The organism is Romboutsia sp. D33t1_170424_H2 (assembly GCF_015669105.1).
Classification (GTDB): domain Bacteria; phylum Bacillota; class Clostridia; order Peptostreptococcales; family Peptostreptococcaceae; genus Romboutsia_C; species Romboutsia_C hominis.
The window spans coordinates 32328-52834 of sequence record NZ_JADOZQ010000011.1; the positions used below are offsets into that span (position 1 = coordinate 32328).

The 20507-nt window shown below is 29.1% G+C and carries 18 protein-coding genes; all 18 read right to left on the reverse strand.

The features are described from left to right. Positions 1-225 precede the first annotated feature (225 nt). Positions 226-2595, reverse strand: a complete 2370-nt coding sequence (gene spoIIE, locus I4U66_RS11490; RefSeq protein ID WP_092921431.1) for a stage II sporulation protein E — start codon at positions 2593-2595, stop codon at positions 226-228. Between the two features lie 89 nt (positions 2596-2684). Continuing rightward, a complete protein-coding gene (locus I4U66_RS11495; protein ID WP_092921433.1) occupies positions 2685-3605 on the reverse strand; it encodes a Ppx/GppA phosphatase family protein in 921 nt (306 codons plus the stop codon). Positions 3606-3734: 129 nt separating this feature from the next. Further along, positions 3735-4019 (reverse strand): FtsB family cell division protein, encoded by a 285-nt coding sequence (locus I4U66_RS11500; protein WP_092921435.1) that lies wholly within the window; start codon positions 4017-4019, stop codon positions 3735-3737. A gap of 6 nt (positions 4020-4025) precedes the next feature. Beyond that, positions 4026-4520, reverse strand: coding sequence for a spore cortex biosynthesis protein YabQ (yabQ, locus tag I4U66_RS11505; RefSeq protein ID WP_092921437.1), 495 nt, complete (start codon positions 4518-4520; stop codon positions 4026-4028). Next, the gene (locus tag I4U66_RS11510) at positions 4521-4775 is read right to left on the reverse strand and encodes a YabP/YqfC family sporulation protein (protein ID WP_092921439.1); all 255 of its coding nucleotides are present in this window, start codon (positions 4773-4775) and stop codon (positions 4521-4523) included. It lies immediately after the preceding gene. Positions 4776-4836: 61 nt separating this feature from the next. Continuing rightward, a complete protein-coding gene (locus tag I4U66_RS11515; protein WP_092921441.1) occupies positions 4837-5079 on the reverse strand; it encodes an RNA-binding S4 domain-containing protein in 243 nt (80 codons plus the stop codon). 88 nt (positions 5080-5167) lie between these two features. After that, complete coding sequence (locus I4U66_RS11520) at positions 5168-5446, reverse strand: HU family DNA-binding protein (protein WP_092921443.1); 279 nt, start codon at positions 5444-5446, stop codon at positions 5168-5170. A 70-nt stretch (positions 5447-5516) separates the two neighbouring features. Continuing rightward, positions 5517-6971 (reverse strand): nucleoside triphosphate pyrophosphohydrolase, encoded by a 1455-nt coding sequence (gene mazG, locus I4U66_RS11525; RefSeq protein ID WP_092921444.1) that lies wholly within the window; start codon positions 6969-6971, stop codon positions 5517-5519. A 209-nt stretch (positions 6972-7180) separates the two neighbouring features. Continuing rightward, positions 7181-8794, reverse strand: coding sequence for a putative polysaccharide biosynthesis protein (locus I4U66_RS11530; RefSeq protein WP_092921446.1), 1614 nt, complete (start codon positions 8792-8794; stop codon positions 7181-7183). 260 nt (positions 8795-9054) lie between these two features. Continuing rightward, on the reverse strand, positions 9055-9594 hold the full coding sequence (locus tag I4U66_RS11535) for a stage V sporulation T C-terminal domain-containing protein (RefSeq protein WP_092921448.1): 540 nt from the start codon (positions 9592-9594) through the stop codon (positions 9055-9057). A gap of 99 nt (positions 9595-9693) precedes the next feature. Continuing rightward, positions 9694-10698, reverse strand: a complete 1005-nt coding sequence (locus tag I4U66_RS11540) for a peptidylprolyl isomerase (protein ID WP_195928999.1) — start codon at positions 10696-10698, stop codon at positions 9694-9696. Between the two features lie 19 nt (positions 10699-10717). Beyond that, positions 10718-14104, reverse strand: coding sequence for a transcription-repair coupling factor (gene mfd, locus I4U66_RS11545; RefSeq protein WP_092921452.1), 3387 nt, complete (start codon positions 14102-14104; stop codon positions 10718-10720). Between the two features lie 15 nt (positions 14105-14119). After that, on the reverse strand, positions 14120-14680 hold the full coding sequence (pth, locus tag I4U66_RS11550; RefSeq protein ID WP_092921454.1) for an aminoacyl-tRNA hydrolase: 561 nt from the start codon (positions 14678-14680) through the stop codon (positions 14120-14122). A 13-nt stretch (positions 14681-14693) separates the two neighbouring features. After that, positions 14694-15323, reverse strand: a complete 630-nt coding sequence (locus I4U66_RS11555) for a prepilin peptidase (RefSeq protein ID WP_092921456.1) — start codon at positions 15321-15323, stop codon at positions 14694-14696. Between the two features lie 56 nt (positions 15324-15379). Continuing rightward, positions 15380-16156, reverse strand: a complete 777-nt coding sequence (locus tag I4U66_RS11560; protein WP_092921458.1) for a prepilin peptidase — start codon at positions 16154-16156, stop codon at positions 15380-15382. Between the two features lie 181 nt (positions 16157-16337). Continuing rightward, positions 16338-17402 carry a type IV pilus twitching motility protein PilT gene (locus I4U66_RS11565; protein WP_092921460.1) on the reverse strand — a complete coding sequence of 355 codons (1065 nt, stop codon included), beginning with the start codon at positions 17400-17402 and terminating at the stop codon, positions 16338-16340. Positions 17403-17943: 541 nt separating this feature from the next. After that, positions 17944-18894 (reverse strand): ribose-phosphate diphosphokinase, encoded by a 951-nt coding sequence (locus I4U66_RS11570; RefSeq protein ID WP_092921462.1) that lies wholly within the window; start codon positions 18892-18894, stop codon positions 17944-17946. Positions 18895-18980: 86 nt separating this feature from the next. Next, positions 18981-20354 (reverse strand): bifunctional UDP-N-acetylglucosamine diphosphorylase/glucosamine-1-phosphate N-acetyltransferase GlmU, encoded by a 1374-nt coding sequence (gene glmU / locus I4U66_RS11575; protein WP_092921463.1) that lies wholly within the window; start codon positions 20352-20354, stop codon positions 18981-18983. Positions 20355-20507 lie beyond the last annotated feature (153 nt).

Consider the following 20507-nt stretch of genomic DNA (forward strand, 5'->3'; position numbering starts at 1 on the left):
ACAATTATTTAATACTTATCAACAAGTTTTTGTAGGTTATTCACTTATATTGTTAATAAATACTTTTAGTTTATTTGTATACAATTTCATTGCATCAAAAAAATATTTTTTTATTTATTGTTTTACTTTGTCGAACTTTGTGTTTTCAATATATATAGGCTAATATTACTCAACTCTAAACTTATCCACATTTTAATAACATGTTATTAACAATATGTTGATAAGTTAATTTTTATATATCTTAGTAACTAATACTGTCATATCATCCTCTATAGTTTCACCTTGCATTTCAAGAGATTTGTCTAGTATTAAATTAGCTATCTCTTTTGGATTGGTAGTTTGCATATCTTTTATGAAGTATATTAACCAGTTATCACCCATATTGTTATTCTTACCAGCATCTAATATTCCATCAGATACCATAATTATATAATCACCATCTTTAACCTTTGTTGTCTTTCTATCTAAGTTTATATCACATAAAATCCCCACTGGTAATGATGATGAGGATATTAAATCTATATCTTTATTATCTCTCATTATATATGTAGGGCATGCCCCCATCTTTATAGTTTCTAGTATTCCTCTTTTTAAATCAACTATTCCTAAATCTAATGTAGAGAACATCTCATCTGACGATTTTAATAATAACATGTTATTAATTGTGTTGATAACTATTTCATCTTCAATTTTCGCATCCATCATTTTTTCTAATATATCTATAGTTATAGATGATTCTTCATATGCTTTTCGACCTTTACCCATTCCATCGCTTATGGCCATCATATATTTACTATCTCTTATCTCCATATGTGTATAATTATCCCCACATAATATATGTCCATCTTTTGACATTGATATCACTTCAGTTATAGCTTTATATTTTTGACTTCTACTAAAAGTTATTTTACATTCTTGACCTAAAGATCTACATCCAACCTTTTGAGCAGATACACTAGTTCCCATATAATCAGATATAATATTTGTTAGCTTTTTATCGCATAGACATCCATCTATGCAGTTATCTTTATTTATTACTATTTCAAAGTCATCATCACTCTTTGTTATATAATTTATCTTGTTTACTGAAATGCAGTTTCTTTCTAATTCATCTTTTAAATCATTTTCTTTCTCTAAGTCTAGCACAATATTATTTTCTAAATCATAGGATATAGACTTCATAGATTTTGATATACTTCTTATTTGGTTTGCTATTAATTTTCTACTTTCTGAAAATCTTACTGTCCAATTATAATCTACTAAAAATAACTTATAATAATTATTTATTGTTTTAATTACTCCCTCTGGAGTTATACATTCTTTTATAAAATCCTCTGGTACACTGTCTATTTTAAGTTCTCCTTCTTCCTCTATGCTTTGTAATATTTCATTCATAAGAGTATATGTATAATTAAATTTTAAGTCCCAGCATCTTCTTTTCATTCCACAGTTTTTACACTGATCAATATAAATCATATCTATTATACTTGCTATGTCCTTTTGATCTACAACTTTTTCTTTTTCTCTAATCTTATCAAAAGTATCTGCTATACTATCATAAGCTTTGCTCATATTTAATAGTCTATTATTAGTTAAGCTTTTCATTCTATCTATATAGTCATTAACTACTTCATTAGAGTTCACATTAACTCTTATCCTATTTTCTATTCTATCAAAAGCTTTCTTTGGTAATAATAATACTATTAAGCACCCTATTAACATATCCCTCATTTGTTGAATATCCAATCCAACACCTAGACTATAGCCATATATCATAAACCAAGATAATATATACCCTATTATACAAATATATTTGTTTAATTTGTTAAAAGCCCCACTTATTAGTCCCGATACAGAGAACACTCCCATATATATAGCACTAGTTATATCACTTATCATAAATGCTATTCCAACTATAACCCCAGAAGTAGCTCCCATAGCTGCACCTCCAATAATAGATGCCATAAGAATAAGTATTGTAGACAAGACTGTTTTTAAAGACACCCCTAAGATATACATATCTCCTATTCCCATAATACTTAAAGTAACTATTATACTTAAAGATATAATTTCTTCTACATTCATAGTTATTTTCTTATTAGAGTTACTCAGCAAATCAATACCATAAGAAAATATATATATTCCGATAAATACTATAGACGATTCCATAATTGCTATAAAAATATCATATACATATCTATTAGATAAAAGAGCTTGTCCAATAGATATAGGTAATATAATAAAAGTTCCCAAAAGAGCTATCTTCCAGGTTGAATTAACACCTTTAATTTTCTTGTTTATTGACATATATATAATTAAGCATAGGATATACTTCAAAATATAAGGCATAGTGTTTCCGGATAAGATTATTCCCAACAACGTTGCCATAAAAGCAGGAAGTCTATATTTTTCTATCTTAGATACATATATGAAAAATGCTAATCCCAGAGGTGCTATAGTATCCATCAAAATAGTCCTACTTAGCAAAAATGCCATTGATATAAATACAATTGTATTTAATTCCATATATCTATTAAATTTTCTATAATTAATTTTAATAGTTTTATCTTTTAATTTTACTGAACTCTTCTCCATAAAAAAATCCCCCTCTTTTGTTTATAATGAGATTGTAACAAAGAGGGGGGTAATGTTTTTGTCATAATGAGTTCTCTATAATAAAAACATTAAGACATATTTTTTGATTTTTGACAGATTAATCCTTCCAAATTATCGTATTCACTTACAATTATTTTTTGACTTTCTAGTTTTTCCATTATTTTATCTAGTATTTTTACACCAGCAGTTATAATATCTGCTCTTTTAGGCTGTAATCCTTTTAATCTTTTTTTATCATTTAGTGTCATATTCTTTAAACTTTGTAGAACTATATCTATATCTTTTTTGCATATTTCACTATTGTGTATTTTTTCCATAGAATAGACTTCTAATTCCTGGTTAATTGCTGATAAAGATGTTATAGTTCCGCCTATGCCTACAAGATAACTTATATTGCAACTTTTTATATACTCTAATGTATCTTTTAATGTATTTTCTATGAAAAATTCCATATCTTCAAATTCTTTGTTATCTATTGGATCTTTTTTTAAAAATTTTTCTGTCATCCTTAAGGCTCCTACATTTTCACTTTTAGCAAAACTTATTCCTTTTCGGTTTCCAATTATAAACTCTGTTGATCCTCCACCAATATCTATTACTAATATATTATCTTTTTCATTTAGACCTTCTAACACACCCTTAAATCCTAAATTTGACTCTTCTACGCCACTTATTATTTCTATATCTATGCCTGTTTTTTCTTTGGCTAAGTCTATAAATTCATTTTTATTCTTGCTATCTCTTAATGCAGAAGTTCCCATTGCATATATTTTTTCACAACCTTCTTCTTTACATATATCAGAGAATGTTTCTAGTGCTTTTATATTTCTATCTATCGCTTCTTTATTTATATATCCTTCTTTATCTACACCTTGTCCTATTCGTGTAGTATTTATAAATTTTTTTCTATTTTCTATCTTGCCATTTATATAATCAGCCACTAAAAGTCTCATTGAGTTTGTTCCAATATCAATTGCTCCTATCTTCATTGGTATATCTCCTTTTTCTTTTTTGTTCAATAATAAGGTACAACTAATTTTTTAACTATATATGTTAATTATCTCATATTTACATGCATTCATATACCTTAAATATTTATCATCTAAAAAGAAGGTAACTTAGTTACCTTCTTTTATATCAATATATATGATTTCCCCTGGCTTAACCATATTTAAGCGTTCTCTAGCCATAGTCTCTAGGTCGTTATTACTCTTTGCTTTTTCAGCCTCTTTTATTTCTAGCCTAGTCTCTTTTATTTGCTCATTGAGACTATAAATTTCTTCTTTATATTCATTATACTTTTTTAGTTGAAATATAAATCCACTCATCATGCCTACTATTATGACACCTAAAAATAATGTTAATACTATAAACTGGCTCGAAAATTTTTTTCTTAAGTTCATATTAACCTACACCTTTTTTCTTATTTTTATCTTACCTAATGTTTTTCTCTTTACTCCCCTATTTATAAGTACAATCATATTAGGTATATAAAATATCATATCAAATAAAAAGTGTAGTGTGTATATCATAACGTAATACAAATTCTTCAAAATACTGACTATGTACTTTGTGGTATTTTTGATTAATGCTGTTAAAATATATAATACTTTATTCATTATTGCTAAAACAAATTTGCTTATGGTGTTGTAATATAAAATAAAACCAATAAATAAGGCTAAAAAATGATAATATCTCAGTTCAAAAGATTCTATTGCATTTACGGTTATAAAAACTGTTATTGTAGTTAAAATCCAAAATAATGCATCAAAAACTAAAGAGCAGTATTTTATAAATTTAAAATTTGATTTTATAACTCTATAAATATCAAATAATACGCCTACAACTATCCCACCGTAAATAGTTGCAAAAAAATAACTAGCATCTTGAGTAAACGGAGTCATCTACTTAAACACCTTCTTAAAAAAGCTTTCTTGTGTTTTTCTTTCCTTGGAGTAAATTATAGCATTTATGGTTCCATCTACATTTATAACTTTCTCGTCTATGCTCAGCTTACTCATATCTAGGTTTTCACCTTCTATTACCATTTCACCTGCGCTTGTTTTAACTTCTACCTTTTTATCGCTAAAGGAGTAGATGTGCTCTACACCAGAAACAATTAAATTGCTCCTATCCTTTAAGGTTATATTATGTTCCATAGTATCCCCCCAGTAAATTTTCAATTAATACTACTATAAATATACTGAGGATATCCTATTTTTATTCTACTATTTCATACATTTCTTTTGCATCATTTTTTAATACATGCTCTCTTATTTCATTTATCTTTACCTTCATAACTTTTTCTCCAAAAGTTATTTCTAATAAATCCCCTACATTTACTTCTGATGAAGATTTTGCAACTTTCCCATTTATAGTAACTATCCCCTTATCACAAGCCTCTTTAGCTACTGTTCTTCTCTTTATTATTCTAGACACTTTTAAAAATTTATCTAATCTCATTATCTAAGTTCACTTCCTTAAAAAATTATATTTATATTAGTATATAGAAAAAGTGTGGTATAAAATTCCACACTTTTTAATTTAATAATTATCCATTTATTATATCTTTAAGACCTTTTCCAGCCTTGAATACTGGAGCTTTAGAAGCTGGTATTTCTATAACTTCTTCTGGGTTTCTTGGGTTTCTTCCTTGTCTAGCAGCTCTCTCTCTAGTTTCGAATGTTCCAAATCCTACTAATTGAACTTTTTCTCCACCTACTAATGCTTCTTCTACTGATTTCATAAAAGCGTTTAATGCTGCTTCTGCTTCCTTCTTAGTTAATTCACTCTTTTCTGCCATTTTTGCAACTAATTCAGCTTTATTCACGATACTTACCTCCTAAAAAATTTATATAATAATAGAATTCTTATTTTTAAATTCTAGTTTTTAGCTAAAATTATAACTTATTAGCTTTTGCTTCATTCCAAAGGTTGTCCATTTCTTCAAGGCTCATATCTTCTAATTTTTTGTTTAATTTTCTTGAGCCTTCCTCAACAAATTCAAATCTATTTATAAATTTTTGACTTGTAAGGTTTAATGCTTCTTCTGGATTTATACCTAAAAATCTGGATAAATTTACTATTGAGAATAATAAATCTCCTAGTTCTTCCTTTATGTATTTTATATTTCCTTGTTTGTGTTCGTCAAGTAATTCTTTATATTCTTCCTCAACTTTTTTTAATACATCATCAATATTATCCCAGTCAAATCCTACTAAAGCTGCTTTATATTGTATTTTTTCAGCCTTTGTAAGAGCAGGTAAATATTTAGGTATTCTTTTTAATCCTTCTGTTACGGTGTCTTCACCTTTTTCTTCTTTTTTTAACTCTTCCCATGTTTTATCAAATGTATTCATATCAATATCTTCATTTTTGAAAACATGAGGATGTCTATGTATAAGTTTTTCGCATATACCAGCTACAACTTCTTTTAAATCAAATAATCCTTCTTCTTGTCCTATTTGACAGTGGAATATAACTTGTAAAAGGATATCTCCTAGCTCTTCTATCATTTCATCTATATCATCGTTATCTATAGCTTGACAAAGCTCGTACGCTTCTTCTATGACATATTTTTTTAATGATTCATGAGTCTGCTTTTTATCCCAGTCACAACCACCTGGACCTCTTAAAGTTTCCATTATTTGATATAAGTCATTTACTGTATTATACACTTTTTTAGAGCTTTTTGGTATATATAAACTCGTTAAATAATCGAATTTATTTTCCATTCTATCTAGCTCGAATAAAGGTACATATTTCTTACTTTCTAGATTTTTGACACCTGCACCACTTACTATACATACTTCTTGATCATAATCATAATACTCCATTAATTGTAACTTAATATTTGAAGCTATAAAGCTATCATATATTTGAGTTATTATCATTGCAGTATTTGTATCTATATAGGAATTTTGTATCTCAAATGCATCTATCAACTTAAATCCATCTGCAGGGTCTACTGCTAAGTAGTTAAACATAGCGTCTACAAAACTCATAGATGCAATTGTTTCTACTTCTATGCCCTTTTCTCTTGCCATAGATTCTATTATACCTACAGACTTTTCTGCAACTCTTGGATGCCCTGGGACAGCATATACTAAGTCCCCTTCTTTAGATGTTTCTATTATAAATTCTGAAATCTTTGTATATACGTCTTCAAAGTTTTCTTCTTTTTCATAAAAATAATCTAGAGAAGTATATTTTATAGATTCTTTTAGCTTGTCCACTGTTGGATGTTTCTCTGTTCGTAAGAATATCTTTTGAGCTGACTGTAAGGCTTCTAATGCTCCCTGACTAATTAAAGAATAATCTCCAGGGCCAAGTCCTACAATACTTATCTTACCCATAATACCACTCCTCTTAATTTATTTCAATTGTTAGTTATCTTATAAATATGTACTATCTAATTCATAAATATTATGTTCATGAATCTGCCTTTTTATTTAATTTTAAGGAAATTATGCCTAATTCTTATTAGTATTAGGCATAATTTTTTGACTATATTTAACAACAACTATAATTATTTTAACATATGATGTTCTATAGTAGTGTTTTTCTATTTCATAAGATTAAATTTTTTAAGTATTCTATAAAGTTTATCACCTTTTGGAATAGTTAATAATTCTTCTTTCTTAATTCCACCTATAAATATAAGTACTAATCCATAGATGACAGCACCTATACATATTGAGATTACAGTAGATAATGTATTACCTAATATTCCAAATAAGAATCCATAACTTAACTTAACAACTATAAACATACTTATAACTGTTATTAGTGGTTTTATAATAAATTCACTTGGTGAGAATTTTACTTTCATCACTTTTCTTATGTAAATGATTTCGATTAGCGCTGCTACTAGATATGCAGTAACTGTACCTAGAGCTGAACCTAATACATTTATTTCATATATACCTGTTAATGTATAACTTATTACTACCTTAAATAGCATACCCATTAATAAAGCTATTACAGGTACCATTGGTTTACCCATACCTTGAAGTATACCATTCATTGTTTGTATTAATCCTAAGAATATTATACATGGTGTAAGTACTAATAATATAGTTCCTACATATGCTGGCTCTTTAGGATATAATAAATGCATTATTGGACCTGCTAATGATGCAATACCAAATGCTGCTGGTAAAACTATTAGTAAAGTTACTTTTATAGCTGTCTTTGTATCTTTTCTTGCCTTAATTTTGTTGTTAACAGCATATGATTCTGATATAGATGGAACTAAACTCATACTCATAGATATCGTAACAACTGATGGTAAGTTGATTATAGACATAGCTAATCCTGTTAATTGCCCAAATAACGCTAATGCTTGACCAGGAGTATATCCTGCTTCTGTAAGTCTTCTAATAACTATTACATTATCTATCATATTTACTAAAGGCATAACAGATGCACCTATTGTTATAGGTATAGCTACTACTAGAAGATTTTTCATTATCCTAGCTACTGATTCGTCTTTGAAATGAGCGCTAGCTTCATTCTCATATTTACGTTGTTTTCTTTGTCCTAAATAAACTAGTATTAAATAACCTATAGATGCTACTGCACCTATTGTAGCCCCCATTATAGCCCCTGCAGCTCCTAGTTTTGGACCGTAATTATTCATTAGATAGTAAGCTAATCCTAACCCTAATATAACTCTGAAGAACTGCTCAAGGATTTGAGATATAGCTATCTTTGTCATTTCTCTTTTACCTTGGAAATATCCTCTATAAGATGACATCATTGGTACGAATAAAAGCGCTGGTGATATAGCCATCATAGCGTAGTATGCGCCTGGGTTTTCCATTATGTCATTTACTATGTAATCTGCTCCAAAGAAGAATATACAGAATGCCACTAAACCAGTTATAAATAAAACTGTATATGACACTTTAAATATTTTATGAGCACCCTTATGGTCTCCAATTGCGTTCTTTTCTGATACTAACTTTGCAAGTGCAGTTGGAAATCCTGCTGTTGCTAGTGTTAAAAATAAAGTGTAAACAGGATATGCAGCTTGATAATATCCCATCCCCTCTGCCCCAATTAGGTTTCCAAGAGGTATTCTGAAGAATGCCCCCATTATCTTTACAATTATACCTGCTAATCCAAGTATAAGGGCACCTTTTAAGAACGAGTCTTTGTTCTTGTTATTACTCATAACACGACCTCCATATTTTTTGTATAACAAACTTTAATATATCATATATTCAATAGTATGTTCAATATATTACTATAACTTTAAATAATTAGCTTTATTGATGAACCAAACGACTTTGTATCTTAATCTAAATCACTTTTTTATATATGTAAATCAATTGATATTACTTATACTTACAGTTTTTCAACATTTTAAAAATTTAATTTAATATTCCCTATAAAAAAGACCCAAATTTATTTGGGTCTTTGACTTTATATCTTTTACTGTACTTGCTTTCCTAAGAAGTTTGCTGCTATTTTTAATATTTTTTCTTCAGCTTCTGACATATCATCTGATTCTTTTGCTACTAGTGCTATTGATCCTATACAGTCACCTGATGAGCTTATTATAGGTATTATAATTTGTTTTTTATAATCCATGCTGTCATCTTTATGTAAAGGTATCAGCTTAGTATCCTTACTAGTTTTTGTTTCTCTATTTTCTATTAATTGTTCTAATTCATCACTTATACTTTTTTCTTTATATTCTTTTTTAGGTAATTTAGAAACAGCTATTATAGAATCTAAGTCTGTAACAACAACACCTAAACCAAGTGTTTCTCCTAAAGTTTCTGTGTATTCTTGAGAAAATTCATTTAACTCTCCAATTGGTGAGTATTTTTTTAGGATTACTTCTCCATCTTTAGCTGTGAATATTTCTAGAGGATCTCCTTCTCTTATTCTTAAAGTTTTTCTTATTTCTTTAGGAATAACAACCCTTCCTAAATCATCTATTCTTCTAACAATTCCTGTCGCTCTCATGTTTAGTTTATCCCTCCATAAATTACTTTAAGCTTATTTTTACCAATGATAAGAAAAATATACAAAAAAGACTATGCATAATTTGCATAGCCTTTATATTTATATTTTTATTTTGTCTAATACATCTTTATTTTTCTCTATTTTAGCTTCTTTTGTAAGTTTAGTTACTTGTTCAGTGAATTTTTCATTAAGTAATATAGTTTTTATTGAATCTTTTACATCATTATATGGAGTTTGTTCATTTACTTTATCTGTAACTTTTATTATATGGTACCCAAAGCTACTTTCTACTATGTCTGATATTTCACCTTGCTTAAGATTAAATGCTGCTTTTTCAAATTCAGGAACCATCATTCCTTTGCTAAAGTACCCTAAATCTCCACCTTGTGCTGCTGAACCTGGATCGTCAGAATTTTCTTTTGCAAGTTCTGAGAACTCTTCTCCTAATTTAGCTCTCTTAAGTAGATCTTCTGCTTTTTTCTTAGCTTCTTTTTTCTTTTCATCAGAAAGTGGCTTTCCATTTTTATCTTGTGTTGAAACTAATATATGTGATGCTTTAACTTCATCTTTGTAGTAGTCTTTTTTATGGTCTTCATAATACTTTTTCATTTCTTCATCAGATATTTTAATAGTCTTATCAAAATGTTCTTTATAATTTTGAACAGCTAAATCTTGTTCTTGTTGAGTTCTTAGGAACTCATCATTAGCTCCTATTTTTTCCATATCTTTCTTGTACTCTTTATCTGAATCTATATTTTTCTTTAATTCATTATATTTTTTGTCTACTTCTTCTTTAGTAGGTAGTAAATTATCTTTTTTTGCTTGTTCATATACTACTTCTACATTTATCATTTGGTCTAAGATATTTTCTTTAAACTTATCTCTATATTTAACGCCTTTTTCAACTTCTGTGTCCCATACATTTTTTCCATACATAGCCTCTACTGATTGCTTGTATAACGCTAGAGTTGTTTCGTATTCACTAACAGTTATCTTTTGACCATTAACTGTAGCTACCGTACCATCACCTTTAGGCGAGTTTGAGCAAGCTGTGACAGATAACCCTACCATCATAGCTACTGCAACTGACATTAGTTTTTTCATTTGAACACCTCATTTAATTTTATTTTATACTACACATCTTTTCTAATAGTTCTTCCAACTCAATCACTATATTATACCCTATTTTTTCACTTGTTTTGTATCTTGTTATTGGAGCAAGTATTATTTCATCTTTTAACTGTCTAACTTTTTCTATCTTTAGCTTTTTACACAATGTTTTTATATATGCTATTCTTAATAAACATTTAACAGATTTAGGTATATCAGAGAATCGATCCTCTAATTCCTCTTCTACTTCCTTCATATCTTCTTTATCTTCTATAGATGCAATTTTTTTATACATTTCTATTTTCATTAACTCATCACTTATATAACTATCTGGTATATAAGCATTTACACTTAAATCTATTTCTACATCTATTTCTTCGATAATAGCCTCACCTTTAACCTTTTTAATAGCTTCATTTAACATCTTGACGTATAAATCATATCCTATTACAGCCATATGCCCATGTTGCTGAGATCCAAGTATATTTCCTGCACCTCTTATTTCAAGGTCCCTCATAGCTATTTTAAACCCAGAACCAAATTCTGTAAACTCCCTTATAGCTTTAAGTCTTTTCTCTGCTACTTCACTTAATACTTTATCCTTTTCATACATTAGATAAGCATAGCCTTGTCTTGAACTTCTTCCTACCCTACCTCTTAACTGATAAAGTTGTGCAAGGCCCATCTTATCTGCATCATATACTATCATAGTGTTAGCATTAGATATGTCCATACCAGTTTCTATTATAGTTGTACAAACCAATACATTATAATCTTTATTTAAGAAACCTAATATTATATCTTCTAAAGCTTTAGAAGTCATTCTACCATGAGCTACGGCTACTTGAGCATCTGGTACTAAACGTTGTATCATACTAGCCATTTCTTCAATTCTTTCTACTCTATTATATACAAAGAATACTTGACCTCCTCTTGCTAGTTCTCTCTCTATTTCATCTTGTATAACACTTTCTTTTGCTTCTGTAACATAAGTTATTACAGGATGTCTTTCTTGAGGAGGCTCTTCTATAACACTCATATCTCTTATTCCACTTAGCGACATGTGTAGTGTTCTAGGTATAGGTGTTGCTGATAAAGTTAATACATCCACTGTTGATTTTATCTTTTTAAGAGCCTCTTTATGTCTTACTCCAAATCTCTGCTCTTCATCTATAACAACTAATCCTAAGTTAGGTAAGTTTATGTCCTTAGAAACTATTCTATGAGTACCTATAAGTACATCCACCAAACCTTTTTTAGCATCTTCAATTATTTGTTTTTGTTGCTTAGGAGTTTTAAATCTACTTAATACTTCTACTCTTATTGGGTAATTATCAAAACGCTCCCTAAAAGTATTATAATGCTGTTGAGCTAGTATTGTCGTTGGAACTAATACTGCAACCTGCTTTTGCTCCATACAAGCTTTAAAAATAGCTCTTATAGCTACCTCAGTTTTACCATACCCAACGTCTCCACAAACAAGTCTATCCATAACTTTATCTGATTCCATATCTTTTTTAGTATCTTCTATGGCTTTTAGTTGGTCATCTGTTTCTTGATGTGGGAATAATGATTCAAACTCTAGCTGCCAAGGAGTGTCTTCAGAGAATTTGTAACCTTTTACTTTTTCACGTTTAGCATATAGCTCTATAAGGTCTTTTGTCATATCCTCTATTTCTTTTTTAACCTTAGCTTTTGCCTTAGTCCACTCATTTGTTCCTAATTTATTAAGCTTTACCTTCTCTTCCTCTACCCCAATATACTTTTGGACTTTGTCCATTTGGTCTATTGGTACATATAAATTGTCTCCACCTTGATAGACTATCTTCATATAGTCTTTTTTTACGGCATTCACAGTTATTTGCTCTATTCCTGTGTATCTACCAACTCCATTATTCTCGTGTACAACATAATCTCCTACACTTAACTCTAAGAAAGATTCTATTTTTTTACCTTTTTTAGATTTTTTAGACTTAGATGACGATGTTCTTTTATGTACACCTATCATTTCATTATCAGTTATAACTGCATACTTTATAGATTTATACTCAAATCCACTACTTATACGAGCTGGTATTATTATTATTTGAGACGATTTTATCTCTATATCCCTACTTTCTGAGATAGTTGATTCAAGCCCTAAATCCAATAAATCTGAATTTAATTTCTTAGCTCTATCAAGAGTATTCGTAGCTAAAATTATTTTATATCCATTGTATTTTAATCTATTTAATTCTTCTACTAATATATCTACCTTAGCATTAAAAGTTGGTATTTCCCTAGCCTCAAAGTTTACAATTGATTTTATATTAAAATCATTTATAGGCCTTGGTAGTAAAGTGTTTATTACAAACTTTTTATTAGATGCAATAAATTCTAAATCTGAATAATGATATAAAAGTTTCCCTTGATTTTTAAGTGCCAATCCTCTTTCAAGATTTACCTTATAATTTTCTTTGAAAGTATGTATATAATTTTCACATCTTTCCTTAAGTCTGCTTATATCACTTATAAATACTATTGCATCTTCACTTAAATAATTAAAAATACTCTTATTTTCATCTGTATATATATAATCTATATAATTTTCTATTCCTTCAAAGTAAGTCTTATTAAATATCTTATCTATATTCTGTAAAACATCATCATCTGTATGCTTACTAACGTCTTTTTTCATTCTAGCCACAGATTCATCTATATTTTTAGGGTATATAAACTCTCTAGACGGAGTTATAGAAAATTCTTGTATCTTTTCAATAGATTTTTGCGTAAAAACATCAAAAGTTCGTATAGATTCTATTTCATCATCAAATAGTTCAATACGAATTGGATTTGTGTATTCTAGAGAGAATATATCTATTATTCCTCCCCTTATACTAAACTGACCAAAACCTTCTATCTTAGAAACTCTTTCATATCCTAACTCAACTAATCTCTCACTTAGTAATTCTACATTTAGAGTATCACCTATCTTATGCGTTGATATATTCTCTAAAAGAACATCTTTAGGTATATATTTTTTTAAAGCAGCTTCAATAGATGTTACCAAAATTATTTCCTCACCTTTAGCCAATTTTAGCAACACCTTTAATTTTCTAGCTTCTTCATTTCTATCCTTTGCATCTAAATGGTAGAAGTAAATATCTTGAAAACCTAAATACTCCACCTTATCCTTAATATAAAAGTTTAAATCATCATATACTTTTTTAGCCTCTAAATCACTACTTGTTATAATTATCATTTGTCTAGATAAGTCCTTGTATAGTGAATATGCAATATGAGGTTTTTGTACAGGTAAAAGCCCATTAATAAGTAATGAGCCTTTGTTTTTCTGTATAGAGTTTATAACTTCTTTATATTCTTTGGAATTTTGCAAAGGGTATACAAATACATCATTCATATTAATTCCCCCTCACTATCCATTATATTTGTTCATAGATAAATCTATATCTTCCTTTATTATAGTCTCAACAGCATGATATGCTTTTTCAAGACCTCTTTCTAAATCATCAACTTCTTCTTTTCTAAATCTTGAAAGAACGAAATCTGCTAAATCTTGGCCTGGCATAGGCTTAGATACTCCAACTCTAACCCTTGGAAATTCTGTTGAACCTAAACACTTAACGATCGATCTCATACCATTATGAGTTCCACCACTACCTTTTTTTCTTATTCTTAGTTTACCCACATCTAAGTCAATATCATCATATATTACTATTATATTGCTCAAATCTACCTTATAGTATTTATATATATCTATTAAAGTTTCACCACTTAAATTCATGTATGTTTGTGGCTTAACTAATAGAACTTTTTCAGAACCTATTCTTCCTTCTCCTATTAAGGCCTTATGCTTTATTTTCGTCACTGATATGTTATATTCCTTTGCAAGAATATCTATAACATCAAAACCAACATTGTGTCTAGTTTTTTCATATTTCTTGCCTGGATTACCTAACCCTACTACTACGTACATATTTTGTCCTCCTCTATTTACTTATTATGCCAAAATATAAATTTAATATATCATAATTTGTTATTATTATTGTTATTGTTGCTAAAGATATAAATGGTGCAAATGGTATTTTCCTCTCCTTATTACTTTTATACAAAAGTATATATATCGAATACGGACAAGCTAAAATAAATGATAAGGCGATTAAATACATTGAATAGTTATGCCCTAATACAAAACAACATAAGCAGTATACGCCTATGTCTCCTTGTCCTAATGATTTTGTTGTTGTGGCTAATATATATGGTACAATAAGTCCTATTAATAGTGCAATGATATGGCTCATTGTGTTAACATCATACTTTATTGTAATTAGAAAAATTCCACCTTGAATTATTATACCACTAAGTACAGTTATATCATATATATATGTAGTATGATAATCTATTATTGATATAACTATTATAAATGGTATTAGCGATAAGTACTTTATTGACTCTGCGTTTACTCCATATTTGTAGTAGATTAAAGACATTGATAACAGATTTAATGTGTAAATTATTATTGTATTTAGCTTATTTTGATTAAGTTCATCACATATTTTATATATTTTTTTATTGCATATATATGATGTTATTATTGAAATTAATACTATATATATCATAATCTAAACATAGTAATAGGGTCAATTTAATTATTGACCCTATTTATATTATCTAATCATAAAAACAAACTCATATACCAATCTATTATAGATGTTCCACATAGAACATTAATTAATGTTCCTATGGATATAAATGGTCCATAAGGTATCATTGAATTATATTCTTTGTTTTTTATCTTGCTATATATTATAGTACAAACTCCGTAAATTGCTCCTACATATACACTTAATAATACTGTTAGTAGTCCATATTTCATTCCTAAAAATAGTCCTACCATACCAAAAAGTTTGATGTCTCCCCCACCCATTACTTCTTTTTTTACTAATAGCTCTATCAGGTATATTAGTACTAGTGTACCTCCTCCACAGATTAGCCCTCCTAGTAAACTTTCTTTTAACCCGATTCCTTGTCCTAGGATATTAAAAGCTAGAGCTCCTATACTACCGAAAATTATTAATCCATCGGGTATTATATAGTGATCTATATCTATGAAGGTTATTATTACTAATAGTGATACTAATAACAAGTAGTATAGTGTTATAGTGTTTAGTCCGTATACTTTATATACTAATACAAACAATATACCTGTTAGAAGTTCTACTAATGCATATCTTGGCGGTATCTTTTGTTTGCAGTATCTGCATTTTCCTCCTAGAAAAGTCCAGCTAAGTACAGGGACTAAATCTAATGGCCTTAGTCGTGTTTTGCAATTGTAGCAATGTGATGGGGGATTTGATATTGATTGTTTATTTGGTATTCTGTATATACATACGTTAAAGAAGCTGCCAAATATTATTCCAAATATAAAAAAATATATATAATACATTCCCATCTGTCAATTTATCTCCTTGTTTAATTTTTTATCATATTATAAATAGTTTACATATCCTGAGTCACATTTAAATTTTAGTATCAAGTTTATATCATCTATAAAAAATTTTACTTTTTCTCATTATATTTTCCAATTTTATCTATATATTTTTGTATTAAACTGTTTATATTTAGTTGCTTGATTAATAATTAATCCCTCCAACTAATCTAGATGTGTATTCGTAGTCAGAGCACTTACTTAATACACTATCTCTTGATATTTTTCCTTCTCTGTATAAATTCACCAACCCTTGATCCATAGATTGCATACCTAACTTAGAGCTTGTTTGTATAATATTTTGTATTTGATATGTTTTATTTTCTCTTACTAAGTTTCTTATTGCTGGTGTGGCTACCATAACTTCTAATGCTGCGACTCTATTTGTTCCATCTATAGTTTTTATTAATTGCTGTGATATAATCCCTTCACATACTGTTGATAATTGAGTTCTAATTTGCTGTTGCTGTTCCGGTGGGAACATATCAACTATTCTATCTATTGTCTTAGCCGAGCCTACTGTATGTAAAGTTGAGAAAACTAGATGTCCTGTTTCTGCAGCAGTTAAAGCTATTGAAACAGTTTCAGGATCTCTCATTTCTCCCACTAAAATAACATCTGGGTCTTGTCTAAGCGCTGATCTAAGTGCTGAATTAAAGTTTTCTGTATCGCTACCTATTTCTCTTTGATTTACTATTCCTTTTTTATGATGATGAACATATTCTATAGGATCTTCTAGCGTTATTATATGTCTCTCTTGAGTTGAGTTTATTGTGTCTATTAAACTAGCTAAAGTTGTGCTTTTACCGCTTCCTGTTGGTCCCGTTACGAGTACTAACCCTTTACTCTTTTCTGTAAAACTAGCTATAATATCAGGTAATCCTAAGGTTTTAAATGACGGTATTTTAGATGTTATAGTCCTTACAGCTATTGCATATTTACCTTTTTGCTTATATGCATTTATTCTAAATCTATCCCCACTTTTAAAAGATACGGATAGATCCACTTCTCCGTGTTCTTCTAGAATTTTAAATTTTTTATTTCCTGCTATTTCCCTGGCCATAATTTCAGTGTCTTTTTCAGTTAAACTTTCTTCATTTAACTTTACGAAGCTTCCTTTTATCCTAGCTATCGGAGGAGTATCTACTGTTATATGTACATCTGATGCTCCTAACTCTACTGCCATTTCTAATAAATTAAATATATTCATAATTTTCTCCTCATATATTATAGTTTTTAAATATACTGCTATAGTAAACTTATATAATTAAATTGCATCTTATAAAATTTAAGATGCAATTTGAATGTTGTATATTAAATTTTTAATTTTAGTGTATCTTGAAATAGATTATACTTTTCTGGCTTTTTAGTATTGAGGGTTATCTGTGTCTAACCTAAGGATATCTTTTTCTGATCTATAGACTATAAATTGGATATTAGCTGAAATATCTCCTCTAGCTTTAGATTAAATTCTTCAAAAACTTTTAAGGCTTCTTTAACTTCGTTATTTCTGTATCTGTTAATACAAGGTCTAGTAACTCCTGACCTTGATCTTCAACTTCTCTCATTACTTCAGAAATTATTTAAGCTAATATATATAGTCAATGTCCTAAATCTTTTTTTAGCTTAATTTTACCTGAATCACTTATTTTACCTTAAATTCCATATTAAACTTTATCAAATATTCTTTTATCCATTTTAATTGCGACAAAATAAAAGGATACCTATATAGGTATCCTTTATCTATTTGACTAGAATAACTTACTAACTGACTCGTTAGCAAATATTTTCTTTATAGCATCTCCAAATAATGGAGCAACTGTTTCTATTTGTACTTTATCTATTTTCTTTTCTTCTGGAAGTTGTATAGTATCTAAAACTATTAATTCTTTTATTGCAGAGTTTTCTATTCTTTCCATAGCTGGTCCTGATAATACTCCATGAGTACAGCAAGCATATACATCTTTAACACCAAATTCTTTTAAAGCATTTGCTGCATTTGTTATAGTTCCCGCTGTATCTATCATATCATCTAATAATATAACATTCTTACCTTGCACATCACCTATTATGTTCATTACTTCACATACGTTAGCTTTAGGTCTTCTCTTGTCTATTATAGCTATTGGAACATCTCCGTTTAAATTGTTAGCAAAGTTTCTTGATCTTGTTACACTTCCTAAATCAGGTGAAACTACTACTAAATCTTCTATATTCTTTTTGTTGAAGTAATCAGCTAATATGCTTCCTCCTTGTAAATGATCTAGTGGTATATCGAAGTAACCTTGTATTTGTGCAGCATGTAAGTCCATAGTTAATACTCTGTCTGCACCTGCTGCTGTTATTAAGTTTGCAACTAATTTAGCTGTGATTGGATCTCTTGCCTTAGCTTTTCTGTCTTGTCTTGCATATCCATAGTAAGGTATAACTGCAGTTATTCTTCCTGCTGATGCTCTTCTTAATGCATCTATTATTATTAATAATTCCATTAAGTTGTCATTAACTGGACTATTAGTTGATTGAACTACGAAAACATCACAACCTCTTACTGTTTCATTTATGTTTACGCTTATTTCACCATCACTGAATGTACTTACTTGGCAGTCACATAATTCTACACCTATATGATCTGCTATTTTCTTAGCTAATTCATTAGATGCATTTCCTGCTATTATTTTTATTTCGCTTCCGCTAGTGTTCATGTAAATCCTCCCAAAATTTTTGAAACTTTGTTTAATTTATTTAAAATCTAGGCTTTTGCCTAAAAAAATAATAAGCTGTTTAGTTGCTATTTTTTATCCTTTTGATCTTTCTTCTCTACCCAACCTTCTTTGTTCACTTGTCTTTGTCTCGCTACTGCAAGCGCCCCTTGTGGAACATTGTCTGTTATAGTTGAACCTGTTGCTATATACCCTTTTTCTTCTACAGTTACTGGTGCTACTAGATTAGAGTTAGAACCTATGAATGCTCCATCTTTTACTATAGATTTTGCTTTATTTTTACCATCATAGTTTACAAATACTACTCCACATCCTATGTTTACACCTTTTCCAACATAAGCGTCTCCAATATATGCTAGGTGAGATGCTTTAGAATTATCTTCTATTGTAGCATTCTTAACTTCTACGAAGTCTCCTATCTTTACATTGTTCCCTATGTTACTCTTAGGTCTTAAATATGCATATGGTCCTACTGTAGTGTTTTCTCCTACTACACTATCAACTATAGTTGAATTTTTCACCTCTGTATAATCGCCAATTTCTGAATTTGTTATACTACAATTCATTCCAATTATACAACTTGAACCTATTTTTGTACTTCCCATTAACATAGTTCCTGGATATATTACTGTATCATTTCCTATTTCAACTCCAGCTTCTATATATGTTGAATTAGTATCTATGATTGTTACTCCATTTACCATGTGAGATTCATTTATTCTTTGTCTCATTATTTGTTCTGCTCTAGATAACTCTACTCTTGAGTTTACACCCATTAGTTCTTCTATTGTAGAACCGTTGAAAGCTCCTACTTTAAGACCCTTATTTCTCATTATTTGTATAGTATCTGTTAGGTAGTACTCTCCTTGTGCATTGTTGTTATCTAATAAATCTAAAGATTCTCTTAAACTCTTTCCATTGAAGCAGTATATTCCTGAGTTTATCTCTTTAGCTAACTTTTCTTCTTCTGAAGCATCTTTTTGCTCTACTATTTTTAGTAAATCTGAATTTTCATCTCTGATTATTCTTCCATACCCCGTTGGATTGTCTACTACTGTTGTAAGCACTGTTGTGTGATACTCATTTTCTATGTGATAATCGAATAGTTTTTTAAGTGTTTCTTCTTTTACTAAAGGTGTGTCTCCGCATAATACTACGATTATATCTTCATCATTTATGTATTCTTTAGCCATCATGACAGCATGACCAGTACCTAATTGCTCCGTTTGCATTGCTATCATTGTATGTTCTGGTAGTTTTGATTTTACTACTTCACTTTCGTGGCCTAATATTGCTACTATATCGTTAACCCCTGAATTTTTACATACATCTATTACGTGGTTAACCATTTCTTTTCCACATACTTTATGAATTACTTTTGGGAATTTAGACTTCATTCTCGTTCCTTTTCCTGCTGCAAGGATTATAGATTTAAAGTTCATTTCTCCACTCCATTCTTTATAACTATTTTATCTATGTTATTATATTATGTATATAATATAGTTTGTATACAATACTTTGTTACTACTAATTAATATAACACCTTTTGTCAAAAAAGTATACATTTAAACAAAAATTTTAAATATAAAAAAGAG